Raw genomic sequence first — 20,256 nt, 5'->3', positions numbered from 1 at the left:
TGCATAACATCGCAGCGCTGGCCGCCTGGTTACGTCTCGTTACATTGGGCAGAAGTCTGGTGAAAACGTAGTGACGGTGTAATCGAACCGCCTCGCCGTTAGTCACCCGTTTGTCGATGGTTTTAGCCATCTGTCACCGACCGCATTCGCTGCGTGGCGATTCTGACGCATGCTCCCGCATGCGCCAGTTAATCCGGCCATCGGCTCCACGGTCAGCCTTATGGGCGCGATATTGCCAGCGCACCGAAATCAGTAGGATATCGAAACATTCTCGCGGCACGTAACGGGGCTAACAGGCCTGGCCGGACGCTGAGATCCGTCCATTCCATCTGTCTCAATCGCCCTTGCTTTTCCGCGCGCTGGCGTCCTACCCCTCCATCGGAGCTCTTGCCTGATCAGCATGGATGATGCGTTCGACTCTCGCCGCGGAGCCGCATCACACACTGACAAACTGAGGTATGAAATCAACCGGATCGGTACCGGCGTTGAGCCAGCCTTCCCGCTGAAGAACGCAAAGTATGGAATACGCGGCGGCCCAGTTCCCGCCACGACTTGCCGACGCATAAATCGCGTGTCACAAAAACAAAACCCCGCAGAGCCTAGACTCTGCGGGGTTTGCCACCATTGCTGGCGGAGACGGAGGGATTCGAACCCTCGATCCAGGTTTTGGCCCAGATGCTCCCTTAGCAGGGGAGTGCCTTCGACCTCTCGGCCACGTCTCCCAAACTTTCGGTTGCGCAGGGAGTCAGCGCAACGAAGCCAAGATAATAGCGGGCCGAACCACGAAGGTCAATGTCTACCGCACATTTTTTGTGCCAGGTTTGTCATGGACGACGCAATTTATTCACACCGGCCGCGTGCACGGTCACGCATAAAAGATGAGGCGCTCTTGTACGCCTCACCCCGTGCAGCACGTTACGCTTGATCCAGTTCGAACGCCTTATGCAGCGCGCGCACGGCGAGTTCCATGTACTTCTCGTCGATCAGCACCGAAATCTTGATTTCGGAGGTCGAGATCATCTGGATGTTGATGCCCTCTTCCGACAGCGTGCGGAACATCGTGCTCGCGATACCCACATGCGAACGCATGCCGACGCCGACCACCGATACCTTCGACACCTTCGGATCGCCCAGCACCTGTTCAGCCTGCACGTGACCCTTCACCTGGCCCGTGAGGATATCCATGGCGCGCTGATAGTCGCCGCGGCCGACCGTGAACGTGAAGGCCGTTTTGCCGTCGACGCTCTGGTTCTGGATGATCATGTCGACGTCGATATTCGCGTCCGCCACCGGGCCGAGAATCTGATACGCGATGCCCGGCTTGTCGGGCACACCCATCACGGCGATACGAGCTTCGTCGCGCTGGAACGCGATGCCCGAGATGACTGCTTTTTCCATGGTCTCGTCTTCTTCAAAAGTAATCAGGGTGCCCGACTTCATTTCAGCGTCGAGCGGGATGAGCGGATCGGTCAGGCTCGACAGCACGCGCGTCTTCACCTGATATTTGCCGGCGAATTCCACCGAGCGGATCTGCAGCACCTTGGAACCCAGGCTTGCCATTTCCAGCATTTCTTCGAACGTCACGCGATCGAGGCGGCGTGCTTCTTCCACCACGCGCGGGTCGGTCGTGTAGACGCCGTCGACGTCCGTGTAAATCAGGCACTCGTCGGCTTTCAATGCGGCAGCGACCGCGACAGCGGACGTATCCGAACCGCCGCGGCCCAGTGTGGTGATGTTGCCTTCGGGGTCGATACCCTGGAAGCCTGTAATCACCACTACTTTGCCTGCGTCGAGATCGCGCAGCACGCGCTCGCCGTCGATTTCGCTGATGCGTGCTTTCGTGAACGCGCTATCCGTTCTGACCGGCACTTGCCAGCCGGCGTAGCTGACCGCGTCGACGCCGGCTTCCTGCAGCGCGATGGCGAGCAGCCCCGAGCTGACCTGCTCGCCAGTGGCGGCGATCATGTCGAGTTCGCGCGGGCTCGGCTGACTCGTGATCTCTTTCGCGAGACCGAGCAAGCGGTTGGTTTCGCCGGACATTGCCGACGGCACGACGACCATCTTGTGGCCGGCCTTGTGCCATTTCGCGACGCGCTTGGCGACGTTCTTGATGCGCTCGACCGAGCCCATCGAGGTGCCGCCGTATTTATGTACGATGAGTGCCATTGTCGTTCTGAACTGGAGGATAAACCGCGCTGGCGCGCTGGAGACGACCGCACAAAAGCACAGGAGCGCAACGTCTTGTGAACGACGGCAAAGTGTGTGGCGGCGTAGATGCAGCGCGCGCGTAAGACGCGCGGATTTGCCCGGGAATGATCGCTAGTGGCTTACCGGAAACGACGGATCACGCTCGCAAACCGGCAAATACGAAAAATTGACAAAAGCGACGGCGAAATCGGGTCGGGCAAACAAGTTAAATTACCCGATCGAGCGCAAAAAGACAAGCCGAAATGCCCGTCGGATTGCTCACATTGCGGGCAGCAAAGGCTTATCCGGTGCGGTTTTGCGCCCTATTTCCGGGATGCGCCGGCCAGATAAGCCGCCTGTCCGATCGGTCGGTCAGGCGATTAGCAGGTCGTCGCGCCAGATGATCCTGACGCGCGGTTCGGCCGCATTGACCTGCTCGGGCAACACTGCGCGGTTCAAACCGAGCAAGGGCACGAACAGCAGGTCACCGCCCACGTAAAGCAGCGGCACGTCGCGCTTCCATGCGGGAATGCCGCGCTCCTGGAACAGGTTTTTCAGCGTACGGCTCGGGCCGCTTTGTGCAGCGCTGGTGCGCATCCGTTCGCCGCCGCTGCGCGATCGCGCGCTCAACAATGCCCGGCGTAGAACGCTGACAGGAAGCGTATCGGGGCCGTCCCGCACGACATCTGCATTGCCGGAGGCATCGCGACCGATATCGGGATCAGCGCCGGCATCCCCGCCCAGATTTGCATCGACAGCGACGAACACAAAGGTGCCTCGCCATTGCGGCAAACGCCAGATCGCCTCACCTTGCCATGCGAGTTCGCTGACGGCGCGCTCAGTGAGCGCGGTTTCGTCGGCGGGTTCGCCGCTATCACCCGCTTCCCAATAGACGAGGCCGCGATAACTGCGCAACGCCTGCCCTGCATGATCGATACGCAGGCTATGGCCCTCGCCGGCTTTCCCGACTTCGCGCAACTGGCGCAAAACGTCGGTAAGACGCGCGGTCGATGCAGCAACGAAACCCAGCGCGCGCATCCAGTAGCGCAGCAGGTTGAGCGCACGATCGTCATCCAGGGTGAACAGCGCGTCATGCGAGAGTGCACGGCCTTCATCGCGCGCTGCTGCGTCCAGATCGATGCGCGCGAGATCGTCGAGCAGACGTTGCGCCGACGCCGCATGCGCGGCCGTGCGCGCGAGTGCATCGCGAAAACCAGGAAAGTGGACGGCCAGCGCCGGCGTCACCTCGTGGCGCAATGCGTTGCGCGCGTAACGCGTGTCCGCGTTCGATTCGTCGTCGATCCAGCGCAGATTACGGGCGCTCGCGTACTGTTCGAGTTGCGCACGCAGCAGGTGCAACAACGGCCTCACGCGCACCGCAGCGGCACCCGCCGGCAAGTACTCGGGCGCCATCGCAGCAAGACCCGCCAGGCCCGCGCCGCGCAACAGTTGCAACAGTACCGTCTCCGCCTGGTCGTCCGCGTGTTGCGCGAGCCATAGCGTGTGAACGGCGCGTGTTGCGCACATCGTGTCCAGTGCGCGATAACGCGCATCGCGCGCCGCGGCCTCGACACTTATGCCCCCGTCTCGCACCACTTCCACACGCTGCGCCGCGAACTCAAGGCCACGGTCCTGCGCAAACGCTTCGCAGTGCGCGAGCCACTCGTCAGCGTGAGCGCTCAGACCATGGTGCACATGCAGCGCGACACAACGCGACGCGCCCGCAATACGCACTGCCGCATCGAGCAACACGCTCGAATCGACGCCACCACTGAACGCAATCGCAATCCGCGCATTCGCAGGCAACGCGGACAGCGCCACGCTGACCGCCTCGAGAACGAGGCGGTCAGCGTGCGAATCGGCGGTGGGAGTCACGTCGCTAGCGCGTAACGCGCTGAAGGACAAAAGAGAACGCGCGCGGGCTTAAGCACCCGGCGTCGTTTCCTTGAACTTGCCGTACGACATCAGCCGTTCGAAACGGCGCTGACGCAGGTCGTTGATGCTCATGCCCTGGAACTGGCGCAGCGAGTCGGCGAGCGCACGGCGCAACATCGCGGCCATGCCCTTCGGATCGCGATGCGCGCCACCCAGCGGCTCGTTGACGATCTTGTCGATCAGGCCGAGCGCCTTGAGGCGATGCGCGGTCAGGCCGAGCGCTTCCGCTGCTTCCGGCGCTTTCGCGGCGCTCTTCCACAGGATCGACGCGCAACCTTCCGGCGAGATCACGGAATAGGTCGAGAACTGCAGCATCAGCACGCTGTCGCCGACGGCAATCGCGAGCGCGCCGCCCGAACCGCCTTCGCCGATGATCGTGGCGATCAGCGGCGTCTTGAGTTCAGCCATGACGTACAGATTGCGGCCGATCGCTTCCGACTGGCCGCGTTCTTCCGCGCCGATGCCCGGATAAGCACCCGGCGTATCGATGAACGTGAAGATCGGCAAGCCGAACTTTTCGGCGAGACGCATCAGGCGTTCAGCTTTGCGATAGCCTTCCGGACGCGGCATGCCGAAGTTGCGCAGCGCGCGCTCCTTGGTATCCCGGCCCTTCTGATGGCCGATCACCATGCAAGCCTGGCCATTGAAACGCGCGAGGCCGCCGACGATCGACAGGTCGTCCGCATAGTTACGGTCGCCGTGAAGCTCGTGGAAATCGGTAAACAGCTCGCTCACGTAATCGAACGTGTACGGGCGTTGGGGGTGTCGGGCGATTTGCGAAACCTGCCACGGGGTGAGGTTCGCGTACAGATCTTTGGTGAGCTGTTGACTCTTCTTGGACAGCCGCTCGATCTCTTCCGAAATATCGACGGCCGAATCGTCCTGCACGAAGCGCAATTCTTCGATCTTCGCTTCGAGTTCAGCGATCGGCTGTTCGAAATCCAGAAAGGTGGTCTTCATTGGTTGTAATCCTTGGACTTACCGGCAGCGCGTATTCTAACCGCGCTCGCCGATGTCAAAACCATCTCGCAACTATCAATTTTAACAATTGATAGTTTTTTCAAAAACAACATTGCCTCTTGTATTGCCTCTTGTTCTTCTCAAGAAAACGCCGGGTCGCCCCCAGGTTTTCCGCCCCGCAGGGAGCCCCCACCCCGAAGACATTCCTCTTGGAGGATTGGGGATTGCCTCCTCGGAGCGTCTGGGGCGAAGCCCCAGGTTCGAGGGTACTTAGTAATCGACTGGCAACGGATCGAGACTACGCCACATATACCAGGTGGCGACGGTGCGCCATGGCTCCCAGTTTGCCGCAACCTCGCGCGCTTCGCTGCGCGTAACCGGTTCGCCGCTAAAGTAGTTGACGCTGATCGCCCGGATCAGGCCGAGATCGTCGAGTGGCAGCACGTCCGGGCGCGACAGATTGAAGATCAGGAACATTTCCGCGGTCCAGCGGCCGATGCCGCGAATCTGCGTAAGTTCGGCGATTACCGCCTCGTCATCCATCGAGGTCCACTTGCCGACGTGCAATGCGCCCGACACGAAGTGCTGCGCGAGATCGAGCACGTATTCCGCCTTGCGCCTGGACAGCCCGCACGCGGTCAGCTTGTCCTGACCGAGCTTGATGAACTGCTGCGGCACGAGCTTCGGACACGCCGCTTCGACTTTCGCCCAGACTGCTTGCGCAGACGCCACCGAAATCTGCTGCCCGACCACCGAACGCGCGAGCGTGACGAACGGATCACCACGGCTCAGCAGATGCACCGGGCCGAACTTCGGAATCAGCTTCTTCAGAATCCGGTCGCGCTTGACGAGGTCCGCGCACGCCTTGTCCCAATATGCCGGACGGGTAACTTCAGGCGTGAGGCCGCCGATCTGCACCGGCACAGCGAGCTCAGCAGCGCCCGCCGCTTCGCCGCCCGCACTCGATGACGCGCGCGTCTTGCGTACGACTTCGCCTTCGTGCCCTTCGTGCGTAATGCGCGCGAGTTCCTGCACGTCGCCGGCGAGTTCGGCAGGCAACGCGCCATTGCTTTTTGCACGCGATGCCTTGGCGCGCGTCGAAACAGGCGCATGCGCCGACGCACCGTTCAGCCCGCGTTTGACCGCGGCCTTCTTCACTGCCGTCGTTGCCGAGCCCACCGCTGCGCGCGCGCCTGTCTTCGCGGCCACCCCAGCGGCTTTCGCCGATGCTTTCTTTACCGCGCTGCTGCCCGCACGAGCCGACGTTCGTGTCGACTTTGCCGCGGCTGCCGCGTTTGTTTGAGACGTGGCTCGTTTAGCCGGCGTCTTCGTGGCCGTTGCCATCCTGCCTCCTGCCTGGCGAGTCGATCAAAGGGAAGGTCGAGGTGCGCTCACACGCGCCGCCACTCGGTCAACCCGCCGGGTTTGTCTTCAAGTGCAACGCCGGCCTCGAGCAATTCTGCCCGGATCCGGTCTGCTGCCGCATAGTCTTTCGCCTGCTTGGCGGCCACACGCGCGGCGATCTTTGCTTCGATCGCGGCGGCGTCGAGCGCGCCTTCAGCGGCTGCGCCCGCAGCCTGCTGCAGGTATGCACGCGGCTCTCGGCCGAGCAACCCGATCACAGCGCCAAGCGAGCGCAGTTGACGGGCCAGCACGGGGTCGCGCGTGCGGTTTACTTCAGTTGCCAACTCGAACAACACCGACACTGCAACCGGTGTGTTGAAGTCGTCGTTCATTGCTGCGTGGAAACGCTGCGCATGTGCTTCGTTCCAGTCAAGCTCCGCGCCGTCCGGCGTGACGTCTTTCAGCGCGGTGTACAAACGTGCGAGGGCATTACGAGCGTCGTCGATATGCACATCGCTGTAATTCAACGGCGAACGGTAATGCGCACGCGCGATAAAAAACCGTACCACTTCGGCATCGTACTGCGCCAATACTTCGCGGATCGTAAAGAAGTTGTTCAACGACTTCGACATCTTCTCATTGTCGATCTGCACGTAGCCGTTGTGCATCCAGTAATTGACGAAGGTTTGTCCGGTCGCAGCTTCGCTCTGCGCAATCTCGTTCTCGTGGTGCGGAAACTGCAGGTCCTGTCCGCCGCCGTGAATGTCGAAGTGATTGCCGAGCAACGTGCAGCCCATCGCCGAGCATTCGATATGCCAGCCAGGACGGCCGCGCCCGTACTTCGACTCCCAGCCGGTGTCCGCCGGTTCGCCCGGTTTCGCCTGCTTCCACAGCACGAAGTCGAGCGGGTCCTGCTTCGCGTCGTTCGCGGCGACGCGTTCACCGGCGCGCAGATCTTCGAGCGACTTGCCCGACAGCTTGCCGTAGCCCGCGAACTTGCGCACCGCATAGTTCACGTCGCCGTCGCTCGCCTGATACGCGTAGCCGTTCGCCTGGAGCTTCTCGATCATGCCGAGCATCTGCGGAATGAAATCGGTGGCGCGCGGCTCCAGATCGGGCCGCTCGATGCCGAGTGCGTCCGCGTCTTCATGCAACGCCTTGATGAAGCGGTCGGTCAACGATTTGATCGTTTCGCCGTTCTCCACTGCGCGCCGGATGATCTTGTCATCAATGTCCGTGATGTTGCGCACGTAGGTCACGTCGTAACCGAGCGTGCGCAACCACCGTTGCACGATGTCGAACACGACCATCACCCGCGCATGACCGACGTGACAATAGTCGTACACGGTCATCCCGCAGACGTACATCCGCACGACGCCATCTTGCATCGGCACGAAAGTTTGCTTGTCACGCGCGAGCGTGTTGTAGATGCGCAGTGATTCCATAGAGAACGGTGCGTGGGCCGAACGAAATCCACAATGTGTTTCGTGCATGAGGCGCCCCGCGAGACGACGGCGGATGCGTCCTGTACTGCAACATGCACAGCAGCAAATCGGTGCACCTGGTGCGGCGATCAGACTGCGATCAAGGCGGAGACGACCACGAGTGGCGAAAAGACAGTTTGCGGTTCGACGGAACGCGCAGACCTTTTGTTAGAATGGGTCGGAGTATAACATCCAGACCCGAGCCTATGAAACCTTCCAGCGGCCGCGCGCGCAGCGCTGCGACCCTTGCCGCAACGGCATTCTGCGCTGTCGCCCTCACGGTCTTGCCGGGTACTGCCGCATTCGCGCAGAAAGCCGCCACGATGCCGCAGGGCCCCGCCGTGCGTGACAACACGCCGGAGATCGACGCGTCGATTGCGCAGAAAAACTGGCAAGCCTCGCTCACCCAGCTCGATGCGCGAATCGCCTCGAATCCGCACGACGCGCAAGCAAAGTTCAAGCGCGGCACCGTGCTGGCCCACCTGAATCGCGACGACGAGGCGATCACCGCGTTCACCGAACTCACTGAACTGTATCCGGAACTGCCCGAACCGTATAACAACCTGGCTGCGCTCTATGCGAAGCACGGCCGTTATGCCGAAGCACGCGCCGCGCTAGAAACGGCGACCAAGGTGAATCCGGGCTACGGTCTCGCGTACGAGAATCTCGGCGATCTGTATCTGCGTATGGCCAACGAAGCATACCGTCGCGCGCAGAGCCTCGGCAAAGCAAGCGCCACGACCACGCAGCGCCTCGCGGACATCCAGAAGATCGTCTCGCCACCCAGGAGCGCTGCACCGGCGAAAAAAGCCGCCGCGCCTGCCGAGGCCAGCGCCACGCACGCGACCTCAGACATGACGCAGACACCGAGCTTCCAGTTCGGCGGCGCAAATGGCTCGCTCGCCATGCCGCCCTACATGGCGCCGTCGAATTAACACCGTCACCGGTTTCGGCAACACGTTTTTTCCAACCCTGAGGATTTTCATGAAATGGTTGATGTTGGCGCTCGGCAGCGCCGCCCTGATCGCAAACGCCCCCGCGTTTGCCCAGTCCGGTTCGCAGGCCGCGCATCCGTCCGTCCTCTTCAAGACCACGGAAGGCGACATCCGCGTCGAGTTGTATCCTGAGAAGGCGCCGAAGACGGTCGCCAACTTCCTCGACTACGTGAAGTCCGGCCAGTACAGCGGTACGATTTTCCATCGCGTGATTCGCGGCTTCATGATTCAGGGCGGCGGTTATACGCAGAGCTTCGCTGAGAAGCCCACCCGCGCGCCGATTCCGCTCGAAAGCCGCAACGGTCTGAAGAACGCCGCCGGCACGCTCGCCATGGCGCGCACCAGCGATCCGAATTCGGCCACCGCTCAATTCTTCATCAACACGGTGGACAACGCCGGCCTCGACTATCCGAATCCGGACGGCAACGGCTACGCGGTGTTCGGCAAGGTCACGAGCGGTATGGACGTCGTGAAGAAGATCGAAGGCACGCCCACCACCACACGCGGCCCGATGAGCGACGTGCCGCAAAAGCCGGTCGTGATTGAATCGGCCACGGTTGTCGGCAAGTAACAGAACGACAGGCAGCACGAAAGCAGGCTGCGCAAGCATTCGCAAGCGCCAGATCTACGCCCCCCGGCGCGGCCCGTCGTCATCGTAATCACGTGACGAGCGGCCGCGCCTTTTACCCACCCCGTTCATCAAAGGATTCCATCATGGTTGAACTGCATACGAACCACGGCGTCATCAAACTCGAACTGGACGCTGAAAAGGCGCCGAAGTCGGTTGAGAATTTCCTCAACTACGTGAAGGCCGGTCACTACGACAACACCGTGTTCCACCGTGTGATCGACGGCTTCATGATCCAGGGCGGCGGTTTCGAGCCCGGCATGAAGCAGAAGCCGACGGCTGAAGCCATCGCTAACGAAGCGAACAACGGTCTGAAGAACGTCAACGGCTCGATCGCGATGGCTCGCACGAACGACCCGCACTCGGCGACCGCGCAATTCTTCATCAACGTGAACGACAACGACTTCCTGAACCACTCGTCGCCGACGCCGCAGGGCTGGGGCTACGCTGTGTTCGGCAAGGTGGCCGAAGGCATGGACATCGTCGAGAAGATCAAGAAGGTCAAGACAGGTTCGAAGGGCCACCATCAGGACGTGCCGGCTGACGACGTCGTGATCGAAAAAGCTGTGATCGTCGAATAACCGTCCGACAAGGGCCAACCCGTTTGAACTGAAATCAGGCACCTTCAATGCTGCAAGAAACGCCGCTGCGAAGCGTCGCCGCGGGCGTGCCTGGCGAGGGCAAACGCCCGCACGCCGCACGCCCGTTTTTTTTCCTCTCCGACATTCATCTGAGCGAGGCGATTCCGCGCACGGTCGCCGCGTTCGAGCACTTCATTCGCGTCACCGCTGAGCAGGCGGATTCGGTTTTCATTCTCGGCGATCTGTTTGAGTACTGGATCGGCGACGACATGCTCGTCGAGCCGTTCGTCGCGCGGATGGCGGCGTTACTGCATACGCTGTCGGAACGCGGCATCGCGCTCTATATCATGCATGGCAACCGCGACTTTTTGCTCGGCAAGCGCTTCATGAAAGCGGCCGGCGCGATCTGGCTGCCCGATCCATTCGTGATTACCGCATTCGGTACACGTATCGTGCTCGCGCATGGTGACGGCCTCTGCACCGCGGATCGCGGCTATCAATGTTTCCGGCGCTTTGCGCGCAGCCGTTTTGCGCAGATGCTGTTTCTCGCGTGGCCGTTTCGCTGGCGTCAGGCGCTTGCGGAGAATATGCGTTCGAAAAGTGAGCAAGGCCGCTCGCGTCCGGTTTCGCCAAAGTACGACGTGACGCCGAAGGGCGTCGCAGCGCTATTCAAGTCGTCGAAAACGGCCACGCTCATCCATGGGCATACGCATCGGCCGGCTCGACATCGCGAACCAGGCGGCACGCGCTGGGTTTTGCCCGATTGGGATCTCGACCACGGCGAGCGCCGTGGCGGTTATCTGCGGATCGATGCCGAAGGGATTCGGGCGTTGCCGCTGGATTGAATGGCGCGCGCGCCAGCGCCGCTCTTTTGCATCGTCTCCGCGAAACATTAGCGCTCGGCCACCGCCCCTTCAACCTTTCCTGCAATCGCCGCCGACAGGCGCCGCAAGTCGAGTAGCGCCGCATCGGCGCCTTGCAGCCCTTCGAGGCTTGTTCCCAGCCGCTCCAGCGCGTCGACGATTTCGTCGATACGCTTCGATTGTGTGGCGGCGTGATCGATCAGGCCGTGAATCGCCAGCGACACCGGATCGTCCGCATTCGGCGTAATGCCGTATGCACAGAATGCGCTGCTTTCACTCGTACGTTTTACATCGCGCGAGGCACCGTCGGAGGCCGCGGCTGAAGCTACGGCAGCAGCCGGGACGATGATCCGCGCCGGATTACCCACCGCCGTGCCCCGTGTCGGCACCGGCTTCGTGACCACTGCATTCGAGCCGATCTTCGCGTCCGCACCGATCGTGAAGCCGCCTAGCACCTTCGCCCCCGCGCCGACGATCACGCCGCGCTCAAGCGTCGGATGGCGCTTCGCGCCCCGCGTGAGCGACGTGCCGCCGAGCGTCACACCCTGGTAGATCGTGCAGTCATCGCCGATTTGCGCCGTCTCGCCAATCACGACGCCCATGCCGTGATCGATGAATACGCGGCGGCCCAGCGTCGCGCCCGGATGGATTTCAATGCCGGTCATGAAACGCGCCATCTGCGAAACGAAACGCGCGAGCCAGCGGCGTTTAGCCCGCCAGCATGCATGCGCGAGCCGGTGCAGCACGAGCGCGTGCAGACCCGGGTAACACGTGAGGACTTCCCAGGCGCTGCGGGCGGCGGGATCGCGCTCGCGGATCGTGGCGATGTCTTCGCGAAGTCTCGTGAACATGGCAGGGACTGTGTCGTGGGGGAAAAGACCGCTTGCGTGAAACACCACGCGCGGCGGATGCTTGCCGCATAGCAGATCGGCAGCTTTGCTTAGAACGTTTCGAGCGATTGTAGGACGATTGCGCGAAATCTGCCGGAAGCCCACGCTGCCGGCAAGGTCGTCGATTAGGGGTGGGTGCTGCGCTGGATGGGTCCTAGCCCGGCGGTTTGGTCTTCAGCAAAATATGCTTGGCGATGCCGCGAACGATATTCACTTCCTCGCGCTCCAGACCGGAACGCGCGAACAGGCGCCGCAAGCGCGACATCAGCTTCTTTGGATTGGCCGGATCGAGAAATTCGAGCGCGACCAGCGCACTTTCCAGGTGCGCGTACATGCTCTCGATCTCGTCACTTGCCGCCCGCGCGCCGACCGGCTCGCCCGCTACTGCGCCGGCTTGAAGCGGCGCGGGCGCCAAGGCCGGTGCGTCGCCAGCGGACAGATACGCCGTGCGCAATTCATACGCCAGCACCTGCACGGCCTGCGCCAGATTGAGCGAACTATAGGCCGGATTGGCCGGAATATGAGCGAGCGCGCTACAACGCTCGACATCCTCATTCGACAAACCTGTGCGCTCGTTGCCGAACACCAGCGCGATCTCTCCATGCGCTGCATGCTCACACGCGGTGCCGGCCGCGGCACGTGGCGTCCATTGCGGCGGCCCGTACTCGCGCAACCGTGCAGTCAGCGCGATCGACCAATGCACGCCGCTCAACGCATCGGCAAGCGTCGGGACGACATGCGCGGAGGCCAGCACGTCGTCCGCGCCGCTCGCCATGGCAATGGCTTCCGGATCGCTTTGCACGTGCGGCACACGTGGCGACACCAGTACGAGGCGCGAGAAGCCCATGGTTTTCAGCGCCCGCGCCGCGGCGCCGACGTTGCCGGGATGGCTGGGCTCGACGAGTACGAAGCGTGTCGATGTAAAACCGCCGCGCAGCTCGGCCACGGCGGGATCGGAAGAATGGTGGGTGTGGTCCACGGAGGAATTCGGCAAGCTAAAGAACGCTTATGGTAGCGCCAACCCCGCATCGGCTCCGAATTCTGCGTGCCGACCGTACAAAACGCGCGCCAAATCGGCCGTCGTCCCGCGTGCCGGGCAGCAAGCGCTGCCGCGGCGCCCGGACTCAGGTAAAATACCAATATTCGCGTCCGGCTTATCACCTACGAAAAGTCCGGCGCCTCGTTCTTATTCAATTCGTCTCCGTCGGCGGAATGCGCACCAGTCCTTATCGGACGTGCGTTCCGTGCTGTTTCCGCGCCCCTTGATGGCGCTCAATTAGCGCTCATCCCGCGCTTATTTACCGGTAAGCAGCCGTGCTGCCCCGGCACAAGGATCCAGTCTCATGCATCCCATGCTCAATATCGCTGTGAAGGCCGCGCGCCGCGCAGCCCAGATCATCACCCGCGCGTCGCTTGACCTCGATCTCCTCCAGGTCAGCAAGAAACAGCACAACGATTTCGTCACGGAAGTCGACAAAGCGTCTGAAGCGGCGATCATCGATACGCTCAAGACCGCCTACCCCGATCACGCCATCCTCGCCGAAGAATCCGGCAAATCGGACAACGAGTCCGAATATCAGTGGATCATCGATCCGCTCGACGGCACCACCAATTTCATCCACGGTTTTCCGTACTACTGTGTGTCGATCGCGCTCGCCCATAAGGGCATCGTGACGCAGGCCGTGGTCTACGATCCGACCCGTAACGACCTGTTCACCGCCTCGCGCGGTCGCGGTGCGTTCCTGAACGACCGCCGCATTCGCGTCGCCAAGCGCGACCGCCTCGCTGACGGCCTGATCGGCACCGGCTTCCCGTTCCGCGAAAAGGACGGTCTCGAAGCATACGGCCGCCAGTTCGCTGAAATGACCGAAGCCTGCGCCGGCCTGCGCCGTCCGGGCGCAGCCGCGCTCGATCTGGCGAACGTCGCTGCTGGCCGTATGGACGGCTTTTTCGAGCAAGGTCTGAACCCGTGGGACGTCGCCGCAGGCAGCCTGCTGATCACGGAAGCCGGCGGTCTGGTCGGCAATTACACGGGGGACTCGGATTTCCTGCACGTTGGCGAAATCGTCGTGGGCAATCCGAAGGTCTACGCGCAGATGATCCCGATCCTGTCGCGCTATAGCCGCACGCGTCAGCAAGCGGCTTAAGGTACCGGCCCCGGGTCCAGGCCCGTCGTCCGGCCGGCTCGGCGCTGGCATCGGCAACACGGAAAAGCGGCTTCGGCCGCTTTTCCGTTGGCGCGCCTGCATCCGGCAGGCGTTCGTGCTACAAAGCGGGAGGCCGCGCCGGCATGCTTCATTGCCGGCTGCGTTTCGCGCGTGTTTCGCAGCGCTCTGCTTCGCGCCAGACTTCCGCGCAGCTTCCGATCCGCTTCATGAAAAAAGGCTTCTACACAATCATCGCGGCGCAGTTCATTTCGTCGCTCGCGGACAATGCATTGCTGATCGCCGCCATCGCCTTGCTATCGGTGATCCGTTCGGCTGCCTGGGTCACGCCGCTGCTGCAGATTTTCTTCACCGTTTCCTACGTGCTGCTCGCCCCCTTCGTCGGCGCGTTCGCCGACGCGATGCAAAAGCGGCACGTCATGTTCGTCTCTAACGCGCTCAAGGCGAGCGGCTGCCTGATGATGATCGCCGGCGTCCACCCGATGATCGCGTACGGCGTGGTCGGCTTTGGCGCGGCCGCGTATTCGCCGGCCAAATACGGCATTCTCACCGAGCTCCTGCCGGCGGAAAAACTCGTCAAGGCGAATGCGTGGCTCGAATCGGCCACCGTCCTGTCGACGATTGTCGGCACGATGGTCGGCGGCGCGCTGATCAGTACCCTGGCCGATAAATTCGTCGCGCATGCACATTTGCCGCTGATCCGCTCCTCCGCCGATCTGGCCATGTTCGCGGTGATGGTCACGTATGCCATCGCGGCCGCGATCAACATCTTCATTCCCGACACCGGCGCACGTTATCCGAACCGGTTGACCGAGCCGAAGAAACTGGTCGGCGATTTCTATCATTGCTTTAACGTGCTGTGGGCCGACAAGCTCGCGCAGATCGCGCTGTGGGTCACGACGCTGATGTGGGGCGGCGCGGTCACGCTGCAATTGCTGGTGCTCAAATGGGCGAACGTGAACCTCGGCTTGTCGCTCTCGAAGGCCGCCGTGATGCAAGGCGTCACGGGTCTCGGCATTGCCGTCGGCGCGACTGCCGCGGCCGCGCTGATTCCGTTGCGCAACTCGCTGCGCGTGCTGCCAATCGGCATCCTCACCGGCGCGGTAGCGATCGCCGTGGCGTTCTACAACAAGGATCTGTTTCCGGCAGGCGCCGGCTTTCGTATCGGCTCGTATGTCCTGCCGATCTATATCCTGCTCGCCTATCCTTTGATGATCCTGCTCGGCGCGCTGTCCGGCTTTTTTATCGTGCCGATGAACGCGATTCTTCAGCATCGCGGCGCAACGCTGCTCTCCGCGGGCCATTCGATCGCGGTGCAGAATTTCAACCAGAATCTGGCCGTGCTGCTGATGCTCGGCGTCTACGCGATACTCCTGACGGCGAAGATGCCGGCGCAATGGATCATCGTCGTGTTCGGCAGTTTCATCACGTTCATGATGTGGCTCGCAAAACGGCGCAGTGCCGTGAACGAGCGCACGATGGATATGCGCGCGCTCCTGGAAGAATGACGACGTGGCGCGCGTCGCCCGGCTGGCGCGAGAATTTGCCGCGCGGCATGCGAACTGCTTTGCGGATTAGCCGTCCGGCCAGGGTCCGCTCGCCGCCCCGGCAGGTTAAACTCACGCCCTGAACAGCTAACGCAAAAAGACACCAAGGATGGGCATTCAAACCGCAGCGGCCAATGACGTCGCACCCCACACGCCAATGATGCAGCAGTACCTGCGCATCAAGGCGGATCATCCGGGCACGCTCGTGTTCTACCGGATGGGCGACTTCTACGAGCTCTTTTTCGAAGATGCGGAAAAAGCCTCGCGCCTGCTCGATTTAACGCTTACGCAGCGCGGCGCGTCGGCGGGCAATCCAATCAAGATGGCGGGTGTACCGTATCACGCGGTCGAGCAGTATCTGGCCAAGCTGGTGAAGCTCGGCGAATCCGTTGCGATTTGCGAACAGATCGGCGACCCGGCTACGTCGAAAGGCCCCGTCGAGCGCAAGGTAATGCGTGTGGTCACGCCCGGCACGCTGACGGATGCAGCGCTCCTGTCCGATAAGAACGATGTCTACCTGATGGCGCTGTGCGTCGGGCATAACCGCCGCGGCGTCGCAACGGGCGTGGGACTCGCGTGGCTGAATCTGGCGAGCGGCGCGTTGCGCCTCGCCGAAGTTGCACCCGACCAGGTGGCCGCCGCGCTCGAACGGATTCGTCCCGCGGAAATTCTGGTGGCAGATACACCCGCCGACTCCGCGAGCTGGACGCCGCCCGTCAACGCAGGCGCCCTCACCCGTGTGCCGATCTGGCACTTCGATATCACTTCGGGCACGCAGCGTCTGTGCGATCAGCTGGAAGTCGCTGGTCTCGACGGTTTCGGCGCGCATTCGCTGACGGCGGCATGCGGCGCGGCGGGTGCGCTGCTGCTGTACGCGGCGGCCACGCAAGGCCAGCAATTGCGTCACGTGCGCAGCCTGAAGGTCGAATACGAGTCCGAATATATCGGGCTCGACCCCGCCACGCGTCGCAATCTTGAACTCACGGAAACGCTGCGCGGCACCGAATCGCCCACGCTGTGTTCGCTGCTCGACACCTGTTGCACGACCATGGGCAGTCGTCTGCTGCGCCACTGGTTACATCATCCGCCGCGCGAAGCCACCGTGGCGCAAGCACGTCAGCAGGCCATCGGCGCATTGCTCGACGCGCCGCCGGGCACAGGCGTCGACACGCTCCGCGGCGCATTGCGGCAGATCTCCGATATCGAACGGATTACCGGGCGTCTGGCGCTGCTGTCGGCGCGGCCCCGCGATCTGTCGAGTCTGCGCGATACGTTCATTGCTTTGCCGGAACTGCGCACGCAACTCGCGGCCGTTTCGTCCAATGCGGATTCGCTGGCGCGTATCGACGCGTCGCTGGAACCGCCGCAAGCGTGCGTCGAACTGCTCAAGCGCGCGGTCGCGCAAGAGCCATCTGCCATGGTGCGCGACGGCGGCGTGATCGCGCGCGGCTACGATGCGGAACTCGACGAATTGCGCGATATTTCGGAGAACTGCGGGCAGTTCCTGATCGACCTCGAAACGCGCGAACGGGCGCGCACCGGTATCGGCAATCTGCGCGTCGAGTACAACAAGGTGCACGGCTTCTATATCGAAGTCACGCGCGGCCAGACTGACAAGGTGCCGGACGACTACCGCCGCCGTCAGACACTGAAAAACGCCGAGCGTTACATCACGCCGGAACTGAAGACTTTCGAAGACAAGGCGCTGTCCGCGCAGGAACGCGCGCTGGCTCGCGAACGCTCGCTTTACGACGCGTTGCTGCAAGCGCTGCTGCCCTTCATTCCGGACTGCCAGCGGGTCGCCGCGGCGCTCGCCGAACTCGATCTGCTAGCCGCCTTCGCCGAACGCGCCCGCGCACTCGATTGGGTCGCACCGACGTTTTCGCCGGAGACCGGCATCGAAATCGAACAGGGGCGGCATCCGGTTGTCGAAGCGCAGGTCGAGCAATTCATCGCAAACGACTGCACGCTCACACCCGAGCGCAAACTGCTGCTGGTCACCGGCCCGAACATGGGCGGTAAATCGACCTTCATGCGGCAGACCGCGCTGATCGCACTGCTGGCGTACGTCGGCAGCTATGTGCCGGCACGGCGCGCGGCATTCGGTCCGATCGATCGCATCTTCACGCGAATCGGCGCAGCGGACGATCTGGCCGGTGGCCGCTCGACCTTCATGGTGGAGATGACGGAAGCAGCCGCGATCCTGAACGACGCGACACCGCAAAGTCTCGTGCTAATGGACGAGATCGGGCGCGGCACGTCGACGTTCGACGGCCTTGCGCTGGCTTGGGCCATCGCGCGGCATCTGCTCTCGCACAACGGCTGTCATACGCTGTTCGCCACGCACTACTTCGAATTGACGCAGTTGCCCGCCGAGTTTCCACACGCGGCCAATGTGCATCTTTCGGCAGTCGAGCACGGGCACGGCATCGTGTTCCTGCATGCGGTCAGTGAAGGTCCGGCGAATCAGAGCTACGGTTTGCAGGTCGCGCAACTGGCCGGTGTGCCGAACGCGGTGATTCGCGCAGCCCGCAAGCATCTCGCGCATCTCGAACAGCAATCGGCGGCGCAACCCGCACCACAACTCGATCTGTTCGCAGCACCCCTGCCCATGCTGGTCGAAGATGCCGACGACGAACGCAACGATAAGCGCGGCTCAGCGGCGGGGTCGCCAGCCATGCAGGCGCTCGTCGAACGGCTGCGCGCAATCGATCCGAACGATCTGCGGCCGCGCGAAGCGCTCGACCTGCTGTACGAACTGCACGAGCTGGCCGCCGCGCCGGATGCAGATCATTGACGCACACAGGCCCTCGCAGCGCCCGCGCAAACTTTGCGCGGCGCTGACCATTGCTCTCACCCTCAGGAGCGGCCTCGTGCCGCTGGTGCCGCTGGTGGCACTGGTGCCGCTTGTGGTGTTTGCTCCGCTCGTGCATGCCGAAACGCCGCGCTATGCCTTCGCGGTCATCGCCAACACGATGCAAAGCCTTGCCGACGAAGCGCCCACGCAACGCCTGATCGAAGCAATCAGCCGCGATCGCGAAGTATCGTTCATCGTCTACGACGGTAATCTGAAGGGCGCGAAAGAAGCCTGCCGCGATGCGTTATACGAACGGCGCCACGCGCTGCTCGAAACGTCACGACCCGCCCTCTTCTTTATTCCGGGCCAGCACGACTGGGCCGACTGCGGCACGGCTGAGGCCGGCGGCTTCGACCCGGTCGAGCGGCTCGACCAACTGCGCCAAACCCTCTTCACCGACTCCACGTCGATGGGGCAGAACCCGATTGCATTGACGCGCGAGAGCGAAGTGTCGCGCTTTCGACCGTTCCGGGAAAACGTGCGCTGGCAAGTCGGCGATACCGTGTTCGTCGGTCTGAACGCACCAAGCCCGAACAATCATTACCTGACTGCGGGCGGCCGTAACGGTGAGTTCGAAGATCGCGTGATCGCCAATGCATTCTGGCTCGAGCACGCCGCCGAATACGCGAAACGCCGCGACGCGCGTGCGATTGTCGTCTTCATTCAGGGTGATCCGGATCCGGAGCGCTACGAACGGCCTGACCGTTTCGCGTGGCTGCGCTTTACGCGCAACACGCGCCGCGACGGTTTTCTGGAGTTCAAACGCAGCCTTGTCAAACTCGCGCAGATTTTTCGCGGACCCGTGCTGGTGATTCATTGCGACGATGAACGCGCAAGCGCCGGCTTCGTGATCGATCAGCCACTACGCAATGACAAGGGGATGCTGGTAACGAATCTCACACGTATCGCACTCGCGCCGCATGATCGTCTTAACCAGTGGATTCAGATTGAAGCGGATCTCGGTAAGAAACCGCCGTTCCGCGTCAGTGTGCGCGATGTGCCGAAGCAAATGCCAATGCCCACGGCGCCATCTTTGCAGCCGCGCGACGAGCCGGCGGCTTCGATGCCGGCCGTGCCTGCGTTAGGCCCCGCTTCCGAGGTGCCGCCGATGTTGCAAACGCCCGGGCAGCCACAACCGGCCCAGCAGCAACGCGGACCGGCGGACGACGGCAACGGCGAATATGGCCCCGCCATGTCCTCCCCGCCCGCTTCCGCCGTTTTACCGCGCGCACCGGGTGCTTCTTCAAGCGCGCCCGGCACGCCCGCAAGCTCAGTGCAGCGTGGGCCCTGACTTGTCGTCTTCAGCTTCGTCGTCATCGTCATCGAGGACTTCGAGGCCGTCGGCGCCATGCGCGTGTTCGTGCTGGATTTCGTCTTCAGTAGCCGGACGCACGTCCTTGACTGTCAGCGCGAAACGCAACGCCATGCCGGCGAGCGGATGGTTGCCGTCCAGCACGACTTTGTCTTCTGCCACGTCGGTCACCACATAGACGAGCGAATCGAGATCCTCGTCGCCTTCGTCCGGCGTGCCTTCGAATTGCATGCCGACTTCGAGCGGTTCCGGAAAGCGATCGCGCGGCTCGATCTTCACGAGATCGGGGTCGTACTCGCCGAATGCGTCTTGCGGCTCAAGCTGGATCTGAGCCTCGAAGCCGGCCTCGTGGCCGTCGAGCTCTTCCTCGATCTTGGGGAACGTGCCATCATAGCCGCCGTGCAGATAGACCATCGGCTCGTCGCTTTCTTCAATCAGATTGCCCTGCGCATCCGATAGCTTGTAAGCGACCGACACGACGGTGTTCTTTGCGATTTTCATTCGATTC

General features: G+C 62.4%; 16 protein-coding genes and 1 tRNA gene. 8 read left to right on the top strand and 9 right to left on the bottom strand.

Features of this window, described 5'->3' with window-relative positions; all coding sequences use genetic code 11:
- Nucleotides 1-628: 628 nt before the first annotated feature.
- From ACUN0E_RS27860 to cysS, 6 genes are all read right to left on the bottom strand, one after another.
- Nucleotides 629-722, bottom strand: a tRNA-Ser gene (locus tag ACUN0E_RS27860).
- A gap of 193 nt (nt 723-915) precedes the next feature.
- Nucleotides 916-2,166, bottom strand: coding sequence for an aspartate kinase (locus ACUN0E_RS27855; RefSeq protein WP_408223777.1), 1,251 nt, complete (start codon nt 2,164-2,166; stop codon nt 916-918).
- A 393-nt stretch (nt 2,167-2,559) separates the two neighbouring features.
- A complete protein-coding gene (gene tilS / locus ACUN0E_RS27850; RefSeq protein ID WP_445568618.1) occupies nt 2,560-4,062 on the bottom strand; it encodes a tRNA lysidine(34) synthetase TilS in 1,503 nt (500 codons plus the stop codon).
- 48 nt (nt 4,063-4,110) lie between these two features.
- Nucleotides 4,111-5,082: an acetyl-CoA carboxylase carboxyltransferase subunit alpha gene (locus tag ACUN0E_RS27845; RefSeq protein WP_074283028.1), complete on the bottom strand. Its 972-nt coding sequence runs from the start codon at nt 5,080-5,082 to the stop codon at nt 4,111-4,113.
- Nucleotides 5,083-5,352: 270 nt separating this feature from the next.
- Nucleotides 5,353-6,426: a DNA-3-methyladenine glycosylase family protein gene (locus ACUN0E_RS27840; RefSeq protein ID WP_445568617.1), complete on the bottom strand. Its 1,074-nt coding sequence runs from the start codon at nt 6,424-6,426 to the stop codon at nt 5,353-5,355.
- A gap of 47 nt (nt 6,427-6,473) precedes the next feature.
- Entirely contained in the window at nt 6,474-7,871 is a 1,398-nt protein-coding gene (gene cysS, locus ACUN0E_RS27835) for a cysteine--tRNA ligase (RefSeq protein ID WP_445568616.1), read from the bottom strand.
- 245 nt (nt 7,872-8,116) lie between these two features.
- Here cysS and ACUN0E_RS27830 point away from each other — a divergent pair, with 245 nt between their 5' ends.
- From ACUN0E_RS27830 to ACUN0E_RS27815, 4 genes are all read left to right on the top strand, one after another.
- On the top strand, nt 8,117-8,845 hold the full coding sequence (locus ACUN0E_RS27830) for a tetratricopeptide repeat protein (RefSeq protein ID WP_445568615.1): 729 nt from the start codon (nt 8,117-8,119) through the stop codon (nt 8,843-8,845).
- A 49-nt stretch (nt 8,846-8,894) separates the two neighbouring features.
- Nucleotides 8,895-9,476, top strand: coding sequence for a peptidylprolyl isomerase (locus ACUN0E_RS27825; protein ID WP_408223791.1), 582 nt, complete (start codon nt 8,895-8,897; stop codon nt 9,474-9,476).
- 143 nt (nt 9,477-9,619) lie between these two features.
- Nucleotides 9,620-10,114, top strand: a complete 495-nt coding sequence (locus ACUN0E_RS27820) for a peptidylprolyl isomerase (protein ID WP_445568614.1) — start codon at nt 9,620-9,622, stop codon at nt 10,112-10,114.
- Nucleotides 10,115-10,161: 47 nt separating this feature from the next.
- Nucleotides 10,162-10,959, top strand: coding sequence for a UDP-2,3-diacylglucosamine diphosphatase (locus ACUN0E_RS27815; RefSeq protein WP_445568613.1), 798 nt, complete (start codon nt 10,162-10,164; stop codon nt 10,957-10,959).
- A gap of 47 nt (nt 10,960-11,006) precedes the next feature.
- Here the strand turns inward: ACUN0E_RS27815 and cysE are convergent, their stop codons facing one another.
- Complete coding sequence (gene cysE, locus ACUN0E_RS27810; protein ID WP_445568612.1) at nt 11,007-11,828, bottom strand: serine O-acetyltransferase; 822 nt, start codon at nt 11,826-11,828, stop codon at nt 11,007-11,009.
- A gap of 193 nt (nt 11,829-12,021) precedes the next feature.
- On the bottom strand, nt 12,022-12,846 hold the full coding sequence (locus ACUN0E_RS27805; RefSeq protein ID WP_445568611.1) for an RNA methyltransferase: 825 nt from the start codon (nt 12,844-12,846) through the stop codon (nt 12,022-12,024).
- A gap of 364 nt (nt 12,847-13,210) precedes the next feature.
- Between ACUN0E_RS27805 and ACUN0E_RS27800 the strand changes: the two genes are divergently transcribed.
- From ACUN0E_RS27800 to ACUN0E_RS27785, 4 genes are all read left to right on the top strand, one after another.
- The gene (locus tag ACUN0E_RS27800; RefSeq protein ID WP_408223806.1) at nt 13,211-14,014 is read left to right on the top strand and encodes an inositol monophosphatase family protein; all 804 of its coding nucleotides are present in this window, start codon (nt 13,211-13,213) and stop codon (nt 14,012-14,014) included.
- Between the two features lie 227 nt (nt 14,015-14,241).
- Nucleotides 14,242-15,540: a lysophospholipid transporter LplT gene (gene lplT, locus ACUN0E_RS27795; protein WP_445568610.1), complete on the top strand. Its 1,299-nt coding sequence runs from the start codon at nt 14,242-14,244 to the stop codon at nt 15,538-15,540.
- A 148-nt stretch (nt 15,541-15,688) separates the two neighbouring features.
- The gene (mutS, locus tag ACUN0E_RS27790; protein WP_445568609.1) at nt 15,689-18,376 is read left to right on the top strand and encodes a DNA mismatch repair protein MutS; all 2,688 of its coding nucleotides are present in this window, start codon (nt 15,689-15,691) and stop codon (nt 18,374-18,376) included.
- Nucleotides 18,363-19,727 carry a hypothetical protein gene (locus ACUN0E_RS27785; protein ID WP_445568608.1) on the top strand — a complete coding sequence of 455 codons (1,365 nt, stop codon included), beginning with the start codon at nt 18,363-18,365 and terminating at the stop codon, nt 19,725-19,727. Before mutS ends, ACUN0E_RS27785 begins: the two co-directional genes overlap by 14 nt.
- Here ACUN0E_RS27785 and ACUN0E_RS27780 read toward each other — a convergent pair.
- Nucleotides 19,707-20,249 (bottom strand): FKBP-type peptidyl-prolyl cis-trans isomerase, encoded by a 543-nt coding sequence (locus ACUN0E_RS27780; protein ID WP_408227127.1) that lies wholly within the window; start codon nt 20,247-20,249, stop codon nt 19,707-19,709. The genes ACUN0E_RS27785 and ACUN0E_RS27780 overlap by 21 nt on opposite strands.
- Nucleotides 20,250-20,256 lie beyond the last annotated feature (7 nt).

The sequence above is a fragment of the Paraburkholderia sp. D1E genome (genome assembly GCF_052682275.1).
This window is presented reverse-complemented; position numbering and strand designations above follow the sequence as displayed.